The sequence below is a fragment of the Streptomyces sp. NPDC013187 genome, from assembly GCF_042899705.1.
In the GTDB taxonomy this organism is placed as follows: domain Bacteria; phylum Actinomycetota; class Actinomycetes; order Streptomycetales; family Streptomycetaceae; genus Streptomyces; species Streptomyces hawaiiensis_A.
The window spans coordinates 14,562-37,280 of record NZ_JBIBAF010000018.1; the positions used below are offsets into that span (position 1 = coordinate 14,562).

The 22,719-nt window shown below is 72.8% G+C and carries 18 protein-coding genes; 16 read left to right on the forward strand and 2 right to left on the reverse strand.

The window, feature by feature from the left end:
- Nucleotides 1-13 precede the first annotated feature (13 nt).
- On the reverse strand, nt 14-1,363 hold the full coding sequence (locus ACFY5B_RS32195) for a mucin-1 (protein ID WP_389976333.1): 1,350 nt from the start codon (nt 1,361-1,363) through the stop codon (nt 14-16).
- A 208-nt stretch (nt 1,364-1,571) separates the two neighbouring features.
- On the opposite strand from ACFY5B_RS32195, the gene ACFY5B_RS32200 reads away from it, so the two are divergent.
- The 8 genes from ACFY5B_RS32200 (at nt 1,572) to ACFY5B_RS32235 (ending at nt 12,189) form a co-directional block, all read left to right on the forward strand.
- Nucleotides 1,572-2,588 (forward strand): LacI family DNA-binding transcriptional regulator, encoded by a 1,017-nt coding sequence (locus tag ACFY5B_RS32200; protein WP_389976336.1) that lies wholly within the window; start codon nt 1,572-1,574, stop codon nt 2,586-2,588.
- A gap of 130 nt (nt 2,589-2,718) precedes the next feature.
- Nucleotides 2,719-4,062, forward strand: a complete 1,344-nt coding sequence (locus ACFY5B_RS32205; protein ID WP_389976339.1) for an ABC transporter substrate-binding protein — start codon at nt 2,719-2,721, stop codon at nt 4,060-4,062.
- Between the two features lie 95 nt (nt 4,063-4,157).
- On the forward strand, nt 4,158-5,150 hold the full coding sequence (locus ACFY5B_RS32210) for a carbohydrate ABC transporter permease (RefSeq protein ID WP_389976342.1): 993 nt from the start codon (nt 4,158-4,160) through the stop codon (nt 5,148-5,150).
- 6 nt (nt 5,151-5,156) lie between these two features.
- Entirely contained in the window at nt 5,157-5,999 is an 843-nt protein-coding gene (locus tag ACFY5B_RS32215; protein WP_361302851.1) for a carbohydrate ABC transporter permease, read from the forward strand.
- A 41-nt stretch (nt 6,000-6,040) separates the two neighbouring features.
- Nucleotides 6,041-8,926, forward strand: a complete 2,886-nt coding sequence (locus ACFY5B_RS32220; RefSeq protein ID WP_389976346.1) for an FAD-binding and (Fe-S)-binding domain-containing protein — start codon at nt 6,041-6,043, stop codon at nt 8,924-8,926.
- Nucleotides 8,927-9,046: 120 nt separating this feature from the next.
- Nucleotides 9,047-10,183, forward strand: coding sequence for a lipid II:glycine glycyltransferase FemX (locus ACFY5B_RS32225; protein ID WP_389976349.1), 1,137 nt, complete (start codon nt 9,047-9,049; stop codon nt 10,181-10,183).
- A gap of 217 nt (nt 10,184-10,400) precedes the next feature.
- Complete coding sequence (locus ACFY5B_RS32230) at nt 10,401-11,357, forward strand: DMT family transporter (RefSeq protein ID WP_389976352.1); 957 nt, start codon at nt 10,401-10,403, stop codon at nt 11,355-11,357.
- 208 nt (nt 11,358-11,565) lie between these two features.
- Nucleotides 11,566-12,189 (forward strand): DinB family protein, encoded by a 624-nt coding sequence (locus ACFY5B_RS32235; RefSeq protein WP_389976355.1) that lies wholly within the window; start codon nt 11,566-11,568, stop codon nt 12,187-12,189.
- Here the strand turns inward: ACFY5B_RS32235 and ACFY5B_RS32240 are convergent.
- Nucleotides 12,186-12,359, reverse strand: coding sequence for a hypothetical protein (locus ACFY5B_RS32240; protein WP_389976357.1), 174 nt, complete (start codon nt 12,357-12,359; stop codon nt 12,186-12,188). The two genes, ACFY5B_RS32235 and ACFY5B_RS32240, sit on opposite strands and share 4 nt — an antisense overlap.
- Nucleotides 12,360-12,446: 87 nt before the next feature.
- Between ACFY5B_RS32240 and ACFY5B_RS32245 the strand changes: the two genes are divergently transcribed.
- The 8 genes from ACFY5B_RS32245 to ACFY5B_RS32280 are packed head-to-tail and all read left to right on the forward strand — an operon-like array spanning nt 12,447 to nt 22,475.
- Nucleotides 12,447-13,241, forward strand: coding sequence for a TIGR03084 family metal-binding protein (locus tag ACFY5B_RS32245; protein WP_389976359.1), 795 nt, complete (start codon nt 12,447-12,449; stop codon nt 13,239-13,241).
- A gap of 11 nt (nt 13,242-13,252) precedes the next feature.
- On the forward strand, nt 13,253-14,914 hold the full coding sequence (locus ACFY5B_RS32250) for an acyclic terpene utilization AtuA family protein (RefSeq protein ID WP_389976743.1): 1,662 nt from the start codon (nt 13,253-13,255) through the stop codon (nt 14,912-14,914).
- Nucleotides 14,911-16,509: an acyl-CoA carboxylase subunit beta gene (locus ACFY5B_RS32255; protein ID WP_389976361.1), complete on the forward strand. Its 1,599-nt coding sequence runs from the start codon at nt 14,911-14,913 to the stop codon at nt 16,507-16,509. The genes ACFY5B_RS32250 and ACFY5B_RS32255 overlap by 4 nt, the downstream gene beginning before the upstream one ends.
- 10 nt (nt 16,510-16,519) lie before the next feature.
- The gene (locus tag ACFY5B_RS32260; protein ID WP_389976364.1) at nt 16,520-18,364 is read left to right on the forward strand and encodes an acetyl/propionyl/methylcrotonyl-CoA carboxylase subunit alpha; all 1,845 of its coding nucleotides are present in this window, start codon (nt 16,520-16,522) and stop codon (nt 18,362-18,364) included.
- A 42-nt stretch (nt 18,365-18,406) separates the two neighbouring features.
- The gene (locus ACFY5B_RS32265; RefSeq protein ID WP_389976367.1) at nt 18,407-19,537 is read left to right on the forward strand and encodes an acyl-CoA dehydrogenase family protein; all 1,131 of its coding nucleotides are present in this window, start codon (nt 18,407-18,409) and stop codon (nt 19,535-19,537) included.
- A gap of 39 nt (nt 19,538-19,576) precedes the next feature.
- Entirely contained in the window at nt 19,577-21,145 is a 1,569-nt protein-coding gene (locus tag ACFY5B_RS32270) for a 4-coumarate--CoA ligase family protein (protein ID WP_389976370.1), read from the forward strand.
- On the forward strand, nt 21,142-21,876 hold the full coding sequence (locus tag ACFY5B_RS32275; protein ID WP_389976373.1) for an enoyl-CoA hydratase family protein: 735 nt from the start codon (nt 21,142-21,144) through the stop codon (nt 21,874-21,876). The genes ACFY5B_RS32270 and ACFY5B_RS32275 overlap by 4 nt, the downstream gene beginning before the upstream one ends.
- On the forward strand, nt 21,864-22,475 hold the full coding sequence (locus ACFY5B_RS32280) for a TetR/AcrR family transcriptional regulator (RefSeq protein ID WP_351631164.1): 612 nt from the start codon (nt 21,864-21,866) through the stop codon (nt 22,473-22,475). The genes ACFY5B_RS32275 and ACFY5B_RS32280 overlap by 13 nt, the downstream gene beginning before the upstream one ends.
- Nucleotides 22,476-22,719 lie beyond the last annotated feature (244 nt).

Below are 22,719 nucleotides of genomic sequence, written 5' to 3' on the forward strand. Positions count from 1 at the left end.
GGATGTGGACAGGTCAGTGCGCCGGCGGGCCGGGCCAGACGGCCGAGGCGTCGTCGCGGTGCGGGTCCGGCAGCCGCAGCGGGTGGACGGCGACGGGGCGGGTCCCGCCCTCGGTGGTGGCCGTCCAGGGAGCGGGGCGGCCGGAGTAGCACAGGGTGGTGAGGACGAAGACGCCGTCGGCGTAGACCTCGACGTACTCACCGACGGTGAGGATGCGCAGCGAGGCGGCGGGTTCCGGCAGGCGGGTCTCGCCGAGCGGGGTGCCGTCGGGGCCGGTGACCCAGAGGTCCTTGCCGTCACAGCCGACCGTGAGCGCGGGCCGGTCCCCGTCGGAGACATGCGTGCGCAGGGTGATCTCTGTGCGGCCGGAGAGGGCGACGTCACCGACCGCGTGCAGCGGGGCGTCGTACGTCTCCTCGCCGAGGCAGGGGTCCAGGCCCGGCCACCACTCCAGGCGGGGTGCCGAATCCGCTGGTACGACAAGGGACTTGGGCTGGGCGAGCATGCCGCGGCAGCGCTCGCCGGTGTCGCTGAGGCCGACGCGGCGCGGGGTGGTGTGCAGCACGACGCGCGAGCCGTCGGGGGCGGCGACGACGCGCGGGGCGTACGCGCCCGTCGGGCCGAGCGGGCCCCGGCGGGTCCAGGGGCCGCGCAGGCGCGGAGCGGTCCACGCCTCGAAGCCCCAGGTGGCGCCGATGGAGCCGAGCAGCAGCCAGCCGCCGTCGTCGAGGCGTTCGAGGACCGGGCACTCGAACTCGTCGACGTCGCCCGGGGAGACCAGCGGCGGGTGGACGGTCCAGTGCTCCAGGTCGTCGGAGGTCGCCCAGGCGACGCACCCGCTGACCTCGACGGGCAGGGAGGCGTCGGCGGCGCAGACCAGCATGACCCAGCCGTCGGACTCGTCGTCCCGTACGACGAAGGGGTCGCGCCAGCCCATGCGTTCGCCGGTGCGGTACCAGCGGCCGTCCGCCTCGACGACCGGCCCCGTGCCGTGGCGGCGCCAGCCGGTGCCGTCGGTGCGCTCGGAGCGGGCGAGGCCGATCGACTGGAGGGGCCAGCCGCCCGGGGTGAGTCCGGAGACGGCGGTGTAGAGCATCGCCATGCCGGGGTCGTGGGGGAAGGCGTGCATGGTCCACACCGCCTGCTGGTCGAAGCGGCCCGGCAGGCCGTTGCCGAAGGCCGTGCCCTGCGGTTCCCAGTGGACCAGGTCGGCGGAGGTGGCCCTGCCGTACGAGGTCTCCATGCGCAGGTGGTCGAACTCGGCCGTCCACGGGCCCTGAAGGTGCAGCACGGTGTAGGTGCCGTCCGCGTGGCGCAGGAGGTCGAAGTCGTTCACGCAGAGACCGGGCGGCGCGTATCGCATGGACAGGTCCTGTCTGCCGGGCAGCGGCACTCAAACGTGTGCGCTGTGATCTTGCTGGGGGGAGTTCCTCTGAGAGTCAGCCGAAGTAAATCTGAACGCAAACGCTTGCGCAACCAGGTGTGCGGGTTTACGGTCTCGTCACTCCCCCTCCCGCCGACGTGCTCCGGACCCCCGGCCACGCGGCGCGCACCCGATCAAGGAGCGTCCCGTGACGGTCAGCATCACCGATGTCGCCGAGGCCACCGGGGTCTCGGCGTCCACCGTGTCCCGCGCCCTGCGCGGCCGTCCGGGAGTGTCGGAGGAGATGCGGGCCCGGATCGTCGAGGCCGCCGCCGAACTGGGCTACACCGCCTCGCGCTCGGCCTCCAGCCTGGCCAGCGGACGCACCTACACCATCGGCGTCGTCGTCCCGTACGTCGGCCGCTGGTTCTTCGGCACGGTGCTGGACGCTGCCGAGAAGGTCTTCAGCGCCGCCGGCTACGACGTCCTGCTGTACAACCTCGGCTCACCGGAGGCACGCAAGCGCTTCTTCACCAAGCTGCCGATCCGCAAGCGGGTCGACGCCGTGCTGTCCCTGCTGATCCCGGACCCGGAGGAGGCCGCCGCCCTGTGCTCCCTCGGTGTGCCGCTGGCGACCACGGTCGGCGGCGCCCGGCCCGGTTTCACGGTGGTCGGCATCGACGACCGGGGCGGCGCGGAGAGCGCCGTACGGCACCTGGTGAACCTGGGCCACCGGCGGATCGGCATGATCTCCGGCGCCAGCGAGCCGCTGCACTGGACCACCCCCCTCGACCGTCGGCAGGGCTACCTGGACGTGCTCGCCGACGCCGGGATCGAGCCCGACACCGCCCTGGAGGCCGACGGCGGTTACACGGTCGAGGGCGGTGAGCGGGCCATGACCGAGCTGCTGGCGCTGCGCCACCCGCCGACCGCCGTGTTCGCCCAGTCCGACGAGATGGCGATGGGCGCGCTGCGCGCCCTGCGCCGGCACCGGCTGAGGGTCCCCGAGGACGTCTCCGTGGTCGGCTTCGACGATCACGAGCTGTCCGAGGTGGTCGGGCTGACCACCGTGGCCCAGCCGGTCGCGGCCCAGGGCCGGGAAGCGGCCCGGCTGCTGCTGGTGCGCCTGGACGGACGCGACGCCGTGTCGCCGCGCCCCGTCGAGATGCCCATCCGCTTCATCCTCCGCGAGACCACCGCCCCGCCGCACGGCAACCGGCGGTAGCCCCACCCGCCCCCTCGAACGTCCGCCCCGGAGGGCCGGTCCCGCCCCCGGCCCCACCGTCCGCGCACCGGCCCCTCCGGTTTCGCACCCACCGAGAACCCACCGCACACCCGCCCTCGGAGGCACCACCATGATCACCGGCCACGGAAAACACCGCCGTACAGGCCTGACGGCCCTCGCCCTGCTGCCCCTGGCCGCACTGGCCGCCTGCGGCGGCGGGGGCGGCGGCAGCGACACCTCCGCCGAGGAGGGCAGCGGCAAGGGCACCATCAGCGTCTGGGCCCACCAGGGCCAGGCGAGCGAGGCGACCGCGCTGCAGAACGCGGTGAAGTCCTTCAACTCCTCGCAGAACGCCGTCAAGGCCGAGCTGAAGCTGATCCCCGAGAACGACTACACCAAGACCATCACCGCCACCGACGCCTCCGAACTGCCGGACGTGCTGGAGTTCGACGGCCCGACGATGGCGAACTTCGTCTACAACAGCAAGCTCGCCCCGGTCGACGGCCACGTCTCCGCCAAGACCCTCGGCAACGCCACCGACGCGATCAAGGCGCAGGGCGAGATCGACGGCAAGCACTACGGCCTGGGCATGTTCGACGCCGGGCTCGGCATGTACGCCAACAAGAAGCTGCTGGACGCGGCCGGCGTGAAGTACCCGACGAGCGTGGACGACGCCTGGACCGCCGAGGAGTTCGGCAAGGCCCTCAAGGCGCTGAAGGGCGAGGACTCCGACGGCAAGGTCCTCGACATATCCGAGCAGTACGGCCTGGCCTCCGAGTGGGGCACCTTCGGCTTCTCCCCGGTCGTCTTCTCGGCCGGCGGCGGGCTGCTGAAGGACGGCAAGGCGGAGGGCGCCCTCGACAGTCCGAAGGTCGTCTCCGCGATGAAGACCTTCCAGTCCTGGAAGACCTACGTCGACCCCAACACCGACGGCAACGCCTTCGCCCAGGGCAAGGTGGCGCTGAGCTGGGTCGGCCACTGGAACTACCCCGCCTACAGCAAGGCCCTCGGTGACGACCTCGTCGTCCTGCCGCTGCCGGACTTCGGCGACGGCCCCAAGACCGGCCAGGGTTCGTGGGCCTGGGGCATCGGCGCCGACAGCAAGAACGGCAAGGCCGCCGGCACCTTCCTGGACTACCTGCTGAACGACGCCAACGTCGGCGCGATGACGAAGGCCAACGGCGCGGTGCCCGCCACCAAGACCGCCCTGGCCAAGAGCGAGCTGTACAAGAAGGGCGGCCCGCTCCAGCTCTTCGCCGACCAGCTGGCCAAGCCCTGCGGCGACAGCGACATCAGCGCCTCCTGCGTCGCCGTCACCCGCCCGGTGACCGCCGGATACCCCACCGTCACCGCCAAGTTCAGCACGGCCCTGAACTCGATCTACGGCGGCGCCGACCCCGGGGAAGCCCTGCGGAAGGCCGCCCGCGCCATCGACCGGGACTTCACCGACAACGCCGGCTACGAGATCCCGTAACCCGCAGGACGTATCGGCCCGGGCGGGCCGCCGTCGACGTGGTGACACAACCATGGACCGACCGCGCCCGCCCCGCCGGGAAGAGGACCCCTGTCGTGAAAACCGTGGAACCCGCGCACGCCGCGGCCCGAGGCCGGGCGCAGGCCGTCTCGTCCGCGTCCCCCGCCAAGCCCCCGCGTCCCGCGCGCGGCAACCGTGACCGGCTGCACGGGCTGCTGATGGCCGCCCCGGCCGTCGGCGGGCTGATCGCCTTCGTCGGCATCCCGTTCGGCTACGCCGTGGTGCTCTCCTTCTACAACGTCCGCCTCGGCTCACCGCTGGAGCCCGCCTTCTTCGGCGTGGAGCACTACCGGCGGCTGTTCACCGACCCCGATCTGTCCGGCCCGTTCCTGCGGGCGCTGCTGAACAACCTGACCTTCGCCGTCGTCGTCGTACCGCTCCAGACGGGCCTCGCGCTGGCGCTGGCGATCCTGCTCAACCGCAAGCTGAAGGCCATCGGCGTGTTCCGGTCCTTCTTCTTCATGCCGGTGGTCTTCCCGATGGCGCTGGTGGCCGTGATCTGGCGGCTGATCCTCGCCCGCAGCGAGCAGGGCATGCTCAACTCCGCGCTGGACGTGGTGACGTTCGGCAACTGGGGTGCCTTCGACTGGCTCGGCGACGGCCTCACCGCGATGGGCTCGATCATCGTGCTGTCGGTGTGGCAGGGCGTCGGCTTCCAGATGGTCATCCTGCTGGCCGGCCTCCAGCAGATCCCGGGCGAGCTCTACGAGGCCTCCGAGCTGGACCGGGCCTCCCGTTGGCAGCAGTTCCGGCACGTCACCCTGCCCGGCATCCGCGGCACCCTCGTCTTCGTCGCGATGCTGACCTCGGTGCTGTCCTTCCGGGTCTTCGACCAGGTGTACATCCTCATCCGCGGCGGCGGCCTGGACGAGGACGCCACCCGCACGGTGATGTACCAGGCCGTGACCACGGCCTTCGACCAGAACAACATCGGCCAGGCCTCGGCCGTCACGGTGGTGTTCTTCCTGATCGTCGTCGCCCTGACCATCGTCCAGCGCCGCGTCGTCCGGCCCGACAACGAGGACTGACCACCCATGGCCATGACCCGTACGCCCGTACGCCGCGTCCTCGACTACACCGTCCTGAGCGTCCTGGCGTTCGTCTTCGCCCTCCCCGCGCTCTACCTCTTCCTCGGCAGCCTCAAGCCGTCCGACGAGGTCCTCAACGGCCTGTCCGGCTTCCTGCCCACCCACCTCTCCTTCGACAACTACGCGGCCGTCCTCGACAGCCTGAACTCCGACAGCACCGGCTACTTCTGGCAGTTCATGGGCGTGTCGGTGCTGCTGTCGTTCGTGGTGGTGACGGGCGGGCTGATCGTCAACTCGATGGCGGCCTACGGGCTGACGCGGCTGAAGTGGCGGGGGCAGAACGCGGTGTTCACCCTCGTCCTGCTGCTGATGCTGATCCCGTTCGAGTCGGTGGCGGTGCCGCTGTTCTACATGTTCAACGGCCAGCGCAACACCCTGTTCGTCCAGGCGCTGCCGTTCGTCGCCAACGCCTTCGCGATCTACCAGTTCCACACGTTCTTCAAGAAGATCCCGCCGAGCATCGAGGAGGCGGCCCGGCTGGACGGGGCGGGCCCCTGGCGCACCTTCTTCGCGATCATCGTGCCGATGTCCCGGCCGGTGTTCGCCTCGGTCGCGATCCTCACCTTCCTGATCCAGTGGGGCTCCTTCCTGTGGCCGGTGCTGATGGTGTCCGACCCGTCCGTGCGCCCCCTGCCGCTGGAGATGAGCGTCTTCCAGGGCCAGCAGCCCCCGGACTGGGGCCAGATCCTCGCCTTCGGAGTGCTGCTGGTGCTGCCCGTGCTGATCGTCTTCGCGTTCTTCCAGCGCTGGTTCGTGGAGGGTGTGGCCAGCTCCGCGGTCAAGGGCTGAGCCGACCCGTCACCGTCGGTGGCCGGATGCATCCTGGACGCATGACGGATCTCGAAGCACAGCTGCGTGCCGTCGTCCGGGGTGAGGTCGGGTTCGACGTCACGTCCCGGGCGCTGACGACCATGGACGCGTCCAACTACCGGCGGGTCCCGGTGGGCGTGGTCGCTCCGCGTGACGGCGACGACGTGGCGGCGGTGCTCGCGGTGTGCCGGGAGCGCGGGGTGCCCGTGGTCGCCCGGGGCGGAGGCACCTCCATCGCCGGGCAGGCCACCGGCACCGGTGTCGTCCTGGACTTCACCCGGCACATGAACCGGCTGGTCGCCCTGGATCCCGAGGCGCGGACGGCCGTGGTGCAGCCGGGGCTGGTGCTGGACCGGCTCCAGGAGGCCGCCGCCCCGCACGGCCTGCGGTTCGGCCCCGACCCCTCCACCCACAGCCGCTGCACGCTCGGCGGCATGATCGGCAACAACTCGTGCGGCTCGCACTCGGTGGCGTGGGGCACGACCGCGGACAGTGTGCGGGAACTGGACGTCGTCACCGCGCGGGGCGAGCGGCTGCGGCTCGGGCGGGACTGGGCCGGGGCGCCGGACGGGCTGCGCGCCCTGGCCGAGGGGGAACTGGCGCGCCTGCGCACCGGTTTCCCCGACCTGCCCCGCCGCATCTCCGGCTACGCCCTGGACGCCCTGCTGCCCGAGCGCGGCGCCGACGTGGCCCGCTCCTTCTGCGGTTCGGAGGGCACCCTCGGCGTGCTGACCGAGGCGGTCGTACGTCTCGTCGAAGCGCCGCGCGCGCGGGCGCTGGCCGTGCTGGCCTACGCCGACGAGAGCGCGGCCGCGGAGGCCGCGGCGGGGCTCCTGCCCCTCGGTCCGCTGACCGTGGAGGGCATGGCGGCGGACTTGGTGCCGTCCCGGGTGGCGCTGCCGCGGGGCGGGGCCTGGCTGTTCGTGGAGACCGGCGGGGAGTCGGCGGCCGAGGCACACGCGCGTGCGGAGGCGATCGTGCGGGCCGCCGACGTCGTGGACGCGCTCGTGGTCACCGACCCGGCGGGGCAGCGCGCGCTGTGGCGGATCCGGGAGGACGCGAGCGGTACCGCGACCCGGATGCCCGACGGGACCGAGGCCTGGCCGGGCTGGGAGGACTGCGCGGTGCCGCCCGCCCGGCTGGGGGCGTACCTGCGGGACTTCCGGGCGCTGATGGCGGCGCACGGGCTGCGCGGCACGCCGTACGGGCACTTCGGGGACGGCTGCATCCACGTCCGGATCGACTTCGACCTGCTCACCGGGGCGGGAGTCGCCCGTTTCCGCCGCTTCTCGGAGGAGCTCGCCGAGCTGGTGGTGGCGCACGGCGGCTCACTGTCCGGGGAGCACGGGGACGGGCAGGCGCGGGCGGAGCTGCTGCCGAAGATGTACGGGGCCGAGATGGTCGGCCTCTTCGAGCGGGTCAAGGGGGTGTGGGATCCGGACGACCTGCTCAACCCCGGGATGCTCGTCCGCCCCGCGCCCCTCGACTCCGGCCTGCGCTTCTCGGTCCTGCCCCGCGAACCGGTCGACGTCGCCTTCGGTTATCCCACCGACGGCGGCGACTTCTCGGCGGCGGTGCGGCGCTGCGTGGGCGTCGCCAAGTGCCGTACGACGTCGGTGTCCGGCCCGGGCGTCATGTGCCCGTCCTTCCGGGCGACGGGTGCGGAGGAGCACTCCACGCGCGGGCGGGCCCGGCTCCTGCACGAGATGCTCGCCGGTGAGGTGGTGACGGACGGCTGGCGCTCGACCGAGGTCCGGGACGCGCTGGACCTGTGCCTGTCCTGCAAGGGCTGCCGGTCGGACTGCCCGGTCGGGGTCGACATGGCCACGTACAAGGCGGAGTTCCTGCACCACCACTACGCCGGGCGGCGCCGGCCCGCCGCGCACCACTCCATGGGCCGGCTGCCCGTGTGGCTCCGGGCGGTGGCCCGCACGCACACGGCGTGTCTGGTCAACGCCCTGGCAGCGGTACGGCCCGTGGCGTGGGCGGCGAAGCGGCTGGGCGGCATCGCGCCCGAGCGGGAGCTCCCGCGGGTGGCCCGGCGGACGTTCAGCCGGTGGTGGGAGCGGCGGCGGGCGCACCGCCCGGCCACGCAGGGCGACGTGGTCGTCCTGTGGCCCGACACCTTCACCGAGCACCTCTCCCCGGCCGTGGGTCAGGCGGCCGTACGGGTCCTGGAGGCGGCCGGGCTGCGGGTGGCGCTGCCGCCGACCGTGCACCTGGCGAAACCGCCCGTGGGGGACGGCAGGACCGTCGCGCTCGACCCGCTGACCCTGCTGCGAGGCCGGGGGCGGGTCTGCTGCGGGCTGACGTACGTGTCGACGGGCCAGCTGGACCGGGCCCGGGCCGTCATGCGCCGCACCCTGGACCTGATGGAGCCGGTGCTGGAGACCGACGCGCCGGTCGTGGTCCTGGAGCCGAGCTGCGCGGCCGCCCTGCGCACGGACGTCCCCGAGCTGCTGCACGACGATCCGCGCGCGGCGCGTCTCGCGGCGAAGGTCCTCACCTTCGCGGAGACGCTGGAGCGCCACGCCCCCGGCTGGAGGCCGCCGCGTGTGTCCCGCCCGGTGGCCGGGCAGACCCACTGCCACCAGCACGCGGTGCTCGGCGACGCCGCCGAGCGCCGGCTGCGGGAAGCGGCCCTGCTCACCGGCGAACTGAGCGGCGGCTGCTGCGGCCTCGCGGGGAACTTCGGCTTCGAGAAGGGCCACTACGAGGTGTCCGCCGCCTGCGCGGAGGAACAACTCCTGCCCTCGGTGCGGGACGCCCCGGACGGCACGGTGGTCCTGGCGGACGGCTTCTCCTGCCGCACCCAGCTGGAGCAGCTGGCGGGCGTACGGGGCAGGCACCTGGCGGAGGTGCTGGCCGAGGCGCTGGACGAGAACCCGGGGCGCGACGGCAGGTGAGGCGTTCGGGCCACGGGAGGGCGGACCCGAGTGTCTGAGCAGGGGGAGGGACGGGGCCGCTCCTAGGCTCGCGGGACCAGCCACCGCCCGTCGAGGGCCGCTGCTCGAAGGAGCCCGCGCATGAGCGTCCGCGTCCAGCCGATCACCCGTGACGAGCACCTCGCGTTCGTCACGGCCCGCCCCTCCGCCAGCCACACCCAGGTCCCCTCCTGGGGCGAGGTGAAGCCCGACTGGAAGGCGGAGAGCCTCGGCTGGTTCGACGACGGCGGGCAGCTCGTCGGCGCGGGACTGGTGCTGCTGCGCCCCCTGCCCGGGCCGCGGCTGCCCGGGCTGCCGCGCTACCTCGCGTATCTGCCCGAGGGCCCGCTCCTCGACTGGCACGAGCCCGGCCTGGACCGCCTGCTGGAGCCGATGCTCGCGCACCTGAGACGACGGGGCGCCTTCGCGGTACGCATGGGCCCTCCGGTCGTGGTGCGCCGCTGGAGCGCCGACGCGGTCAAGGCGGCGATCGCGGACCCGGCCGCCCGGCGGCTGCGCGACGTGCGGGCGACGTCGTACGAACCGCGGGCCGGCCAGGTCGCGGACTCTCTGCGCCGCATGGGCTGGCGGCAGTCCGAGGCCTCCGGGGAGAACGGCTTCGCCGCGGGGCAGCCCCGCTACGTCTTCCAGGTGCCCTTCGCCGGCCGGTCGCTGGAGGACATCCACAGCGGCCTGAACCAGCAGTGGCGCCGCAACATCAAGAAGGCGGAGAAGGCCGGGGTGAAGGTCGTGCGCGGCGACCTGGAGGACCTGCCGGCCTTCCACGAGCTGTACTGCGAGACCGCCGAGCGGGACCGCTTCGTCCCGCGCCCACTGCCGTACTTCCAGCGCATGTGGAGCGCGCTCACCGCCGAACACCCGGACCGGATGCGGCTCTACCTCGCCCACCACGACGGCGAGGTGCTCGCCGCGGCCACGATGCTGACCGTCGGCGACCACGTCTGGTACTCCTACGGCGCCTCCACGAGCCGCCGCCGCGAGGTCCAGCCGAGCAGCGCCGTGCAGTGGCGCATGATGACCGACGCGCACGCACTCGGCGCCGCCGTTTACGACCTGCGCGGCATCACCGACACCCTGGAGGAGTCCAGCCATCTGCTGGGCCTGCTCCGCTTCAAGGTGGGCACCGGCGGCGAGGCCGTGGAATACCTCGGTGAATGGGACTACCCGCTCAACCGGCTGCTCCACAAGGCGTTCGATCTCTACCTCTCCCGGCGGTGACGTCTCACGGCCCCCTCCCGGCGATGACGTCTCACGCACTTTCCGGGCGGTGACGTCTCACGCCACGAGACAGAGGCAAAAAGGGTTCACGCACCTGACGGAGTCCATTACCCTGGACTGTGCAGTGCATCGGGATGTACGTTGCGTGTGTCCTGGTGTACGCACCGCACACCCCGCACGACCCCGGACACCGACCCGCCGAGCCCAGGACCCGCCCGTGACCACGCCGGAGACCACCGCCACACCCCAGTCCACGACCGGCGCCGCCGCACCCGCGGCCGGCCCGGGCCGCCTCGGCTCGCTCGGGCCCGTGAGCCTGGTGCTCGCCGGAGGCGTCTCCGTGCAGTTCGGCGGCGCGCTGGCGGTGACGCTGATGCCCAGGGCGGGAGCCCTCGGGGTCGTGGCGCTGCGCCTGCTGGTCGCGGCCGTCGTACTGCTCCTGGTCTGCCGGCCACGGCTGCGCGGCCATTCGCGCACCGACTGGGGCACGGTGGTCGTCTTCGGCATCACCATGGCCGCGATGAACGGCCTCTTCTACCAGGCCGTCGCGCGCATTCCGCTGGGCCCCGCGGTCACGCTGGAGGTCCTCGGCCCGCTCGCCCTCTCGGTCCTCGCCTCCCGCCGCGCGGTCAACGTCGTCTGGGCGGCCCTCGCCCTCGCCGGTGTCTTCCTCCTCGGCGGCGGAGGCTTCAGCGGTCTCGACCCCACGGGTGCGGCCTTCGCCCTGGGGGCCGGCGCCATGTGGGCGGCCTACATCGTCTTCAGCGCCCGTACGGGCCGCCGCTTCCCGCAGGCGGACGGGCTGGCCCTGGCGATGGCGGTGGGGGCGGTGCTGTTCCTGCCGCTGGGCATCGCCGAGTCCGGGACGAAGCTGCTCGACCCGGTGACGCTGGGCCTGGGCGCGGCGGTCGCGCTGCTCTCCTCGGTCCTGCCCTACACCCTCGAACTCCTCGCCCTGCGCCGCCTGCCCGCCTCCACCTTCGCGATCCTGATGAGCCTCGAACCGGCCATCGCCGCGACGGCCGGCTTCCTCATCCTCGACCAGGCCCTCAGCGCCGCCGAGGCCGCAGCGATCGCCCTCGTCGTCGCGGCGAGCATGGGGGCGGTGCGCACCCAGGTGGGGGCGGGGCGGAGGAAGAAGGCGGCGTTGGAGAGCACGGGCCTGGAGGGCTGACCGCCCGACGGACGCCCGCCCGTCGGACGCCCGGTCGTCGGACGCCCGGTCGTCGGGCGCCCGGTCGTCGGACGCCCGGTCGTCGGGCGCCCGACCGTCGGACGCCCGGCTGTCGGTCCGGCCCCGGTTGTCGGCCCCCGCCCGTTTGTCGAGCCGGTCAGGCCGTCGGCCCGGCCCGGTTGTCGGTGCCGGGTGCCACACTGCCCGCATGACCGCACCCGACCCGAAGGCGGAGCTGCTCCGCTATCTCCAGGACGCGCGTGACGCCCTGCTCTGGAAGCTCGACGGACTCTCGGAGTACGACGTCCGCCGCCCCCTGACCCCGACCGGCACCAACCTGCTGGGGCTGGTCAAGCATGCCGCCGGCGTGGAACTGGGCTACTTCGGGGACACGTTCGGAAGGCCGTTCTTCGCCGAGGACCCACCGCCCTGGTGGTACACGCAGGACGCCGAACCCAACGCCGACATGTGGGCCACCCCGGACGAGTCCCGCGAGGACATCGCCGGGCTGTACCGCCGGGCGTGGGAGCACGCGGACGGCACGATCGGGGCGCTGCCGCTGGACGCGACCGGTCACGTCCCTTGGTGGCCCGAGGAACGGCGGGAGGCCACACTGCACCACATCCTGGTGCGCGTGATCGCCGACACCAGCCGTCACGCCGGCCACGCCGACATCGTGCGCGAACTCATCGACGGGTCGGTCGGCCTGACGCCGGGCAAGGACAGCATGCCGCCGGGCGACCGGGCCCTGCGGGAGGCCCATCGGCACCGGCTGGAGGCGGCGGCGAGAGCGGCGGCGAGAGCGGCGGACGAGGCCGTCGGCGACGGCTAGCGCACCAGCAGCCCGCGCACCGAGATGCCGTAGTGCGCCCGTAGACGCCGCAGCTCCCACAGCCCCACCGCCGTCACCGACAGCGGCGCCCCGAGCATGAACACCACCCGCACCGGCACCGGCACACCCGCGTACGCCCCGGTGAACAGGTCGATCAGCGTTACATGCAAGCACGCTTGATTGTTTCTCGCGCCGCTGCCATGCTCCTCAGCACGCCGCACCACCCCGCACACCGCCGTACCCCGAGGGGAGCGCCCGTGTCCGATCCGATGTCCGTGATCGACGATCTGCGCGAGGAGAGCGAGGAACTCGACCGCCTCGTGGCCGGGTTGCCCCGGCAGCGCTGGTCGCTCGCGACCCCCGCGCCCGGCTGGACCGTGGCCCACCAGATCGCCCATCTCGCCTGGACGGACCGCTCGGCCCTGCTCGCCGTCACGGACGCCGACGGCTTCCGCACCCTGGTCGAGAAGGCGCTCGCCGCGCCGGACTCGTTCGTCGACGAGGGTGCCGAGGAGGGCGCCGGACTCCCGCCCGGCGAACTGCTCGCCCGGTGGCGTGACGGCCGTACGGCACTGGAGGAGGCACTGCGGGCCGCCCCGCCGAAGGCGCGCTTCCCCTGGTACGGCCCGCCCATGTCGGCCGCCTCCATGGCGACGGCCCGTCTGATGGAGACCTGGGCCCACGGACAGGACGTGGCCGACGCACTGGGTGTGGTGCGCCCACCCACCGACCGGCTGCGGCATGTGGCCCGGCTCGGGGTACGGACCCGGGACTTCGCGTACGGCGTGCACGGTCTGACCCCGCCCGCCGACCCGTTCCGCGTCGAACTGCGCGCCCCCTCCGGTGACCTGTGGACCTACGGCCCCGGGGACGCCGCACAGCGCGTCACCGGACCCGCCCTCGACTTCTGCCTCCTGATCACCCAGCGCGCCCACCGCACCGACCTGGCCCTGCGCGCCGACGGTCCCGACGCCGACCGCTGGCTGGACATCGCCCAGGCGTTCGCGGGGCCGCCGGGCAGCGGACGCCCGCCGAAGGAGGCCGGTTCGTGACCCCCGAGCTGATGCGCATAGGCAACGCCTCCGGCTTCTACGGCGACCGCTTCGACGCGATGCGCGAGATGCTCACCGGCGGCGAACTCGACGTCCTCACCGGCGACTACCTCGCCGAACTGACCATGCTCATCCTCGGCCGGGACCGCCTGAAGGATCCCGCAGCCGGATACGCCCGGACGTTCCTGCGGCAGTTGGAGGACTGCCTGGGCCTCGCGCACGAGCGGGGCGTCAGGATCGTCACCAACGCGGGCGGACTCAACCCGGCCGGACTCGCCGACTCCGTGCGGCGGTTGGCCGACCGCCTGGGCATCCCCGTGCGGGTCGCGCATGTCGCGGGTGACGACCTCACCGCCGCACACCCCGGCAGCCTCGCCGCCCACGCCTACCTCGGCGGCTTCGGCATCACGGAGTGCCTGCGGGCGGGCGCCGACGTCGTCGTCACGGGCCGGGTGACGGACGCGGCCCTGGTCACCGGGCCCGCCGCCGCCCACTTCGGCTGGACCCCGCAGGACCACGACCGGCTGGCGGGCGCGGTGGTCGCCGGACATGTCCTGGAGTGCGGGACGCAGGCCACCGGCGGCAACTACGCCTTCTTCCGGGACGGCGACGTCCGCCGCCCCGGCTCCCCGCTCGCGGAGCTGCACGAGGACGGCAGCTGCGTCATCACCAAACACCCCGGCACCGGCGGTTTCGTCGACGTCGGCACGGTCACCGCGCAGCTGCTGTACGAGACGGCCGGGGCCCGGTACGCGGGGCCGGACGTCACCGCCCGGCTGGACACCGTGCGGCTGAGCCAGGACGGGCCCGACCGGGTGCGGATCGAGGGCGTGCGCGGGGAGGCGCCGCCGCCCACCCTCAAGGTCGGCCGCAACCGGCTCGGCGGTTTCCGCAACGAGGTCGTCTTCGTGCTCACCGGCCTCGACATCGAGGTCAAGGCCGCCCTGGTGCGGGACCAGATGGAACCGGCCCTCGGCAAGGTCGCCGACGTGCGCTGGGAGCTGGTCCGCACCGACCGCTCCGACGCCCCGAGCGAGGAGACGGCGAGCGCGTTGCTGCGGCTCGTCGTGCGGGACCCCGAGCAGGAGGCCGTCGGACGGGCGCTGAGCGGGGCGGCCGTGGAGCTGGCACTCGCCAGCTACCCCGGCTTCCATGTGCTGGCCCCACCCGGAAAGGGCTCGCCCTATGGGGTCTTCGAGGATCTGTACGTCCCCCATGGTGAAGTCGGCCATGTGGCGGTCCTCCACGACGGGCAGCGGGTTCCGGTGCCGCCGCCCCACGACACTCTCGTACTCGACGACGTTCCGCAGCCGCCGCTCCCCGAGCCGCTCCCGCCCGGGCCGGTCACCAGGGCTCCCCTCGGCCTCGTCGCGGGCGCCCGCAGCGGGGACAAGGGCGGCGACGCCAACGTCGGGGTGTGGGCCCGCACGGACGACGCATGGCGGTGGCTCGCCCACGAGCTGACCGCCGACCGGTTCCGGGAGCTGATCCCCGAGAGCCGCGAGCTGACCGTCCTACGGCAGGTGCTGCCGAACCTGCGCGCCCTCAACTTCGTCGTCGAGGGCATCCTCGGCGCCGGCGTCGCCGCGCGGCACCGCTTCGACCCGCAGGCCAAGGCCCTCGGCGAATGGCTGCGCTCCCGCCACCTCGACCTGCCGGAGGCACTCCTGTGACCGTCCTGACCTCCGGGCTCGACACCGCCAGCCCCGACCACGCGGCCAACCGCGAGACGATGCTCGCCAAGCTCGCCGCACTCGACGCCGAACACGCCAAGGCCCTCGCGGGCGGCGGCGAGAAGTACGTCGCACGGCACCGGAAGCGCGGCAAGCTCCTCGCCCGCGAGCGCATCGAGCTGCTCCTCGACCCCGACACACCGTTCCTGGAGCTGTCCCCGCTGGCCGCCTGGGGCAGCGACCACACCGTCGGCGCGTCCCTCGTGACCGGCATCGGAGTCGTCGAGGGCGTGGAGTGCCTGATCACCGCCAACGACCCGACCGTGCGCGGCGGCGCGAGCAACCCCTGGTCGCTGAAGAAGGCCCTGCGCGCCAACGACATCGCCCTCGCCAACCGGCTGCCCTGCATCAGCCTGGTGGAGTCCGGCGGTGCCGATCTGCCGTCCCAGAAGGAGATCTTCATCCCCGGCGGCGCCATCTTCCGGGACCTCACCCGGCTGTCCGCCGCCGGGATCCCCACCGTCGCGGTCGTCTTCGGCAACTCCACCGCCGGCGGCGCCTACCTCCCCGGTATGTCCGACCACGTGATCATGGTCAAGGAGCGGGCGAAGGTGTTCCTCGGCGGTCCGCCGCTGGTGAAGATGGCTACGGGGGAGGAGAGCGACGACGAGTCCCTGGGCGGCGCCGAGATGCACGCGCGCGTGTCGGGCCTCGCCGACTACTTCGCCGTCGACGAGCCGGACGCGCTCCGGCAGGCCCGGCGCGTGGTCGCCCGCCTCAACCACCGCAAGGCATACGGCGATCCGGACCCGGCCGAGCCGCCCAAGTACGACGCGGAGGAGCTGCTCGGCATCGTCCCCGGCGACCTCAAGAGCCCCTTCGACCCGCGCGAGGTCATCGCCCGGATCGTCGACGCCTCCGACTTCGACGAGTTCAAACCGCTGTACGGGACGAGCCTGACCACCGGCTGGGCCGCCCTGCACGGCTACCCCGTCGGCATCCTCGCCAACGCCCGGGGCGTCCTGTTCAGCGAGGAGTCGCAGAAGGCCGCCCAGTTCATCCAGCTCGCCAACCAGCGCGACATCCCCCTGCTCTTCCTGCACAACACCACCGGCTACATGGTCGGCAAGGAGTACGAGCAGGGCGGCATCATCAAGCACGGCGCGATGATGATCAACGCGGTCGGCAACAGCCGCGTGCCCCACCTCTCCGTCCTCATGGGCGCCTCCTACGGAGCCGGCCACTACGGCATGTGCGGCCGCGCCTACGACCCGCGCTTCCTCTTCGCCTGGCCCAGCGCCAAGTCGGCCGTCATGGGACCGCAGCAGCTCGCGGGCGTGCTGTCGATCGTCGCCCGCCAGTCGGCCGCCGCCAAGGGGCAGCCCTACGACGAGGAGGCGGACGCCGCGCTGCGCGCCATGGTCGAGCAGCAGATCGAGTCCGAGTCGCTGCCGATGTTCCTGTCCGGGCGGCTGTACGACGACGGCGTCATCGACCCGCGCGACACCCGCACCGTTCTCGGCCTGTGCCTGTCCGCGATCCACACCGCCCCCTACGAGGGCGCGCGCGGCGGCTTCGGCGTCTTCCGGATGTGAGGAACCTTCAGTGATCACTTCTGTGCTGGTCGCCAACCGGGGCGAGATCGCCTGCCGCGTCTTCCGCACCTGCCACGACCTGGGCATCCGCACGGTCGCTGTGCACTCGGACGCCGACGCGACCGCCCTCCACGCGCGCGTGGCCGACACGAGCGTACGACTTCCGGGGGAGGCGCCCGCCGACACCTATCTGCGCGGCGACCTGATCGTGAAGGCCGCCCTGGCGGCCGGGGCGGACGCCGTGCACCCCGGCTACGGCTTCCTCTCCGAGAACGCAGACTTCGCCCGGGCCGTCCTGGACGCGGGCCTGCGCTGGATCGGACCGCCCCCGCAGGCCATCGAGGCCATGGCGTCCAAGACCCGCGCCAAGCAGCTCATGGGCATCCGGCCCCTCGACGACGTCACCGAGGCCGACCTGCCCGTTCTGGTGAAGGCCGCGGCCGGTGGCGGCGGCCGTGGCATGCGGGTCGTACGCCGACTCGCGGACCTGGAAGCCGAGTTGGCCACCGCGCGGGCCGAGGCCACGAGCGCCTTCGGCGACGGCGAGGTCTTCGTCGAGCCGTACGTGGAGAACGGCCGCCACGTCGAGGTGCAGATCCTCGCCGACACCCACGGCACGGTCTGGCCCCTCGGCACCCGCGACTGCTCCCTGCAGCGCCGCCACCAGAAGGTGATCGAGGAGGCTCCGGCACCCGGCCTGTCCCGGGAGCTCGACGAGGAGGTCCGCGCCCTGGCCGTACGGGCCGCCCGGGCCGTGGACTACGTGGGCGCCGGCACGGTCGAGTTCCTCGTCGCCGACGGCCGGGCGCACTTCCTGGAGATGAACACCCGCCTCCAGGTCGAACATCCCGTCACCGAGGCCGTGTTCGGCATCGACCTGGTCGCGGAGCAGCTCCGGATCGCCGAGGGCCGGCCCCTGGCCGCCGAACCGCCACGCGCGCGTGGTCACGCCATCGAGGCCCGCCTGTACGCCGAGGACCCGGCCCGCGACTGGTCCCCGCAGACCGGCACCCTGCACCGACTGGGCGTCCCCGGGCCGGTCCGCCTCGACACCGGCTACACGGACGGCGACGAGATCGGCGTCCACTACGACCCCATGCTCGCCAAGGTCGTGGCCCATGCCCCCACCCGCACGGAGGCCGTCCGCAGGCTCGCCGCCGCCCTCGAACGCGCGGTGATCCACGGCCCCGTCACCAACCGCGACCTCCTGGTCCGCTCCCTGCGCCACCCCGAGTTCACCGCGGCCCGCATGGACACCGGCTTCTACGACCGCCACCTGCCGGACCTGATTGAGCCGTCCCCCGACCCGCACGCCCCTCTGGCCGCCGCCCTCGCCGACGCCCACGGCCGCTCCCGCTTCGGCGGCTGGCGCAACGTCCCCTCACAGCCGCAGACCAAGCGGTACCTGATGGCGGGCGAGCAGTACGAGGCCCGCTACCGGCACACCCGGCAGGGCCTGGAGGCGGACGGGGTGCGGGTGGTGCACGCCGACCGCAGTCTCGTGATCCTCGACGTGGACGGCGTGGAGCGGAAGTACGAGGTCGCCCGCTACGGAGACCACGTCTACGTCAACACCACGGCCCTGACCGCCCTGCCCCGCTTCCCCGACCCCACCACCCAGCACGCCCCCGGCTCCCTCCTGGCCCCCATGCCGGGCACGGTCGTCCGCGTCGCCGACGGTCTGACGGCGGGCGTGCCCGTGAAGGCGGGCGAGCCCCTCCTCTGGCTGGAGGCGATGAAGATGCAGCACAAGATCACCGCCCCGGTGACGGGAACGCTGACCGACCTGTGCGTCGTCCCCGGACAGCAGGTGGAGCCGGGCGCACTACTGGCAGTGGTGACAGAGACCTCTTAGGGGCGCGGGGAACTGCGCGATCAGCCACGACGAAGGAGTCACATGGCCACGATCGGAACCGACGAGCACAAGTCCCTCCGGGAAGCCGCCGCCGCATTGGGCAAACGCCACGGCCGTGAAACCGACACCGGCCAACTCTGGTCAGAGGCAGGGAAACTCGGCTACCTGGGCGTCAACCTCCCCGAGGAGTACGGAGGCGGAGGCGGCGGCATCTCCGAACTGTCCATCGTCCTCGAAGAGCTCGGCGCAGCCGGCTGTCCCCTCCTCATGCTGGTCGTCTCACCGGCCATCTGCGGCACGGTGATAGCCCGCTTCGGCACCGACACCCAGAAGGAGGAGTGGCTCCCCGGCCTGTCGGACGGCACCCGCCGGATGGCCTTCGGCATCACCGAACCCGACGCGGGCTCCAACAGCCACCGCATCACCACCACGGCCCGCAAAGACGGCACCGACTGGCTCCTCACCGGCCGCAAGGTCTTCATCTCCGGCGTGGACATCGCGGACGCGACCCTCATCGTCGGCCGCACCGAAGACGCCCGCACCGGCCGCCTCAAGCCCTGCCTGTTCATCGTCCCCCGCGACGCCCCCGGCTTCACCCGCCGCCCCATCGACATGGAACTGAACGCCGCGGAGAAGCAGTTCGAACTGGCCCTGGACGACGTACGGCTGCCCGCCGACGCCCTGGTCGGCGACGAGGACGCCGGACTCCTCCAGCTCTTCGCCGGTCTCAACCCCGAACGCATCATGACCGCCGCCTTCGCGATCGGCATGGGCCGCCACGCCCTCGCCAAAGCCGTCGAGTACGCCCGCGACCGCACCGTCTGGAACACCCCCATCGGCGCCCACCAGGCCATCGCCCACCCCCTCGCCCAGGCGCACATCGACCTCGAACTGGCCCGCCTGATGATGCAGAAGGCCGCCGCCCTCTACGACGCGGGCGACGACATGGGCGCCGGAGAAGCCGCCAACATGGCCAAGTACGCGGCAGGGGAGGCCTGCGTGAAGGCCGTCGACCAGGCCGTGCACACCCTCGGCGGCAACGGCCTCACCCGGGAGTACGGCCTGGCCCGGCTGATAACGGCCGCGCGCGTGGCTCGTATCGCCCCGGTGAGCCGGGAGATGATTCTCAACTACGTCTCCCACCAGACCCTGGGCCTGCCCAAGTCGTACTGAGGACCCCCGAGACGGCCCGCGCGCGAGGAGGAACCAGCCATGTTCCGCAGCGAGTACGCAGACGTCCCACCCGTCGACCTGCCCATCCACGACGCCGTCCTGGCCCGGGCCGCCGAGTTCGGCGACATCCCGGCGCTGATCGACGGCACCGACGGCACCACCCTCACCTACGAGCAGGTCGACCGCTTCCACCGGCGCGTCGCCGCCGCCCTCGCCGAGGCCGGGGTCCGCAAGGGCGACATCCTCGCCCTGCACAGCCCCAACACCATCGCCTTCCCGACCGCCTTCTACGCGGCCACGCGCGCGGGTGCCACCGTCACCACCGTGCACCCGCTCGCCACCGCCGAGGAGTTCGCCAAACAGCTGCGGGACTCGGCGGCCCGGTGGATCGTCACCGTGTCACCGCTGCTGGACGTCGCCCGCCGGGCCGCCGAACTCGCGGGCGGCGTACGGGAGATCTTCGTGTGCGACAGCGCGAGCGGCCACCGCTCCCTGATCGACATGCTGGCCTCGGCGGCCCCCGAACCGCAGGTCGCCATCGACCCCGCCGAGGACGTCGCGGCCCTGCCGTACTCCTCCGGCACCACCGGCATCCCCAAAGGCGTGATGCTCACCCACCGGCAGATCGCCACCAACCTCGCACAGCTCCACCCGGCGATCCCCGCCGGCCCGGGCGACCGCGTCCTGGCCGTGCTGCCCTTCTTCCACATCTACGGCCTCACCGCCCTGATGAACGCCCCCCTCCGACAGGGCGCCACCGTCGTCGTCCTGCCCCGCTTCGACCTCGAGCAGTTCCTCGCGGCCATCCAGAACCACCGCATCACGGCCCTCTACGTGGCCCCGCCGATCGTCCTGGCCCTCGCCAAGCACCCGGCCGTCGCCCAGTACGACCTGTCGTCCCTGCGGTACATCATCAGCGCCGCCGCACCCCTGGACGCCCGGCTCGCCGCCGCCTGCTCCCAGCGCCTCGGCCTGCCGCCCGTCGGCCAGGCCTACGGCATGACGGAACTGTCACCCGGCACGCACGTCGTCCCCCTGGACGCCATGGACGACGCCCCGCCCGGAACCGTCGGCAAGCTCATCGCCGGCACCGAGATGCGCATCGTCTCCCTCGACGACCCCGGCAAGGACCTCCCCGCCGGCGAATCCGGCGAGATCCTCATCCGAGGCCCGCAGATCATGAAGGGCTACCTCGGCCGCCCCGACGCCACCACCGCGATGATCGACCCCGACGGCTGGCTGCACACCGGAGACGTCGGCCATGTCGACGGTGACGGCTGGCTGTTCGTCGTCGACCGCGTCAAGGAGCTCATCAAGTACAAGGGCTTCCAGGTGGCCCCCGCCGAACTGGAGGCCCTGCTCCTCACCCACCCGGGCATCGCCGACGCCGCCGTCGTCGGCCGGTACGACGACGACGGCAACGAGGCCCCGCACGCCTACGTCGTCCGCCAGCCCACCGCCGCCCACCTCACCGAGGCCGAGATCATGATGTACGTCGCCGAACGCGTCGCCCCCTACAAGCGGATACGCCACGTCACCTTCATCGTCGGCGTCCCCCGCGCCGCCTCCGGAAAGATCCTCCGCCGACAGCTCAGGGAGAGCGCATGACGCTGATCGCCCGCACCCGCGCACGAGCCGTGGAAACCCTGGCCCTCGATTCCCGGCACAACCGCAACGCCCTCTCGGCGGCCCTCGTCGGCGACCTGGCCGACGCGCTCACCGACGCAGGCAAGGACCCCGGCGTCCGCGCGATCGTCCTCACCCACACCGGCAACACCTTCAGCGCGGGCGCCGACCTCAAGGACCCTCCCCACCCCGAGGCACTGGTCGCCCTCCTGCGGCAGATCGTCGAGCTGCCCAAGCCGGTTGTCGCCCGGGTCACCGGCCACGTCCGCGCGGGCGGCCTCGGCCTCCTGGCCGCCTGCGACATCGCCGCCGCCTCCACGCAGGCCACCTTCGCCTTCACCGAGGTCCGCATCGGCGTGGCCCCCGCCGTCATCTCCCTGCCGCTCCTGCCCCGCACCGACCCGCGCGCCCTGGCCCGCTACTACCTCACCGGCGAACGCTTCGACGCGGCGGCAGCGCGGGCGACAGGCCTGCTCACCACCTGCGCGGACGACGTCGACGCGGCCCTGGCCCCCATCCTCGAAGGCCTGCGCAGATCCGCCCCCGACGCCCTGGCCGAGACGAAACGGCTGCTCACGGCTAGGGTGCTGGAAGCCTTCGACCGGGACGCCGCCGACCTGACCGCGCTCTCGGCCCGGCTGTTCTCCTCCCCGCAGGCCCGCGAGGGGATGACGGCCTTCCTCGAACGACGGGATCCGGCATGGGTGGTGTGAGCACGGTCGACCGTGCGGAGAGAGTCCCCAAGCAGGACCGCAGCCGGGCCACCCGGCAGCGGCTCCTGGAAGCCGCCGTGTCCTGCCTCGCCGAACACGGCTGGGCGGGCTCCACCGTCTCCGTGGTCGCCGAACGCGCCGGCGTCTCCCGAGGCGCCGCCCAGCACCACTTCCCGACCCGCGAGGACCTCTTCACCGCGGCCGTCGAATACGTCGCCGAGGAACGCTCCACGGCCCTGCGCGCCCTGTTCCCCGAGGGCGCGGCAGGCGACCGCCACGCCGTCGTCGCCGCCCTCGTCGACCTCTACACCGGCCCGCTCTTCCGCGCCGCCCTCCACCTCTGGGTCGCCGCCTCCAACGAGGAGCAGCTCCGGCCCCGCGTCACCGAACTCGAATCCCGCGTCGGCCGCGAGACCCACCGCATAGCCGTCGACCTCCTCGCCGCCGACGAATCCCTCCCCGGCGTCCGCGAAACCGTCCAGGGCCTCCTCGACATGGCCCGCGGCCTGGGCCTCGCCAACCTCCTCACCGACGACGCGGCCCGCCGGGAACGAGTGGTGGCCCAGTGGGCGGGACTGCTGGAGGAGACGCTGGGCTGAGGGGGCTGTCAGTGCCGGGGCTTACGGTTCCGGCATGGGTGATCACTTCCAGACGATCGTGGACCGTGACGCGGGCGCCGACGAGGCACCAAGGCTCGCCCGGCGTGTGGTCGACTGGCTCGTCGCCGAGGGCATCGTCCTCGCCGAGCGCACGGACTGCGTCCTGGGGCAGCCACTGGGGCATCCGCCAGGACCGAACTGGTCACGTGCCGTGGCGGAGGGGGACGCCCGCTGGGAGCCGTCC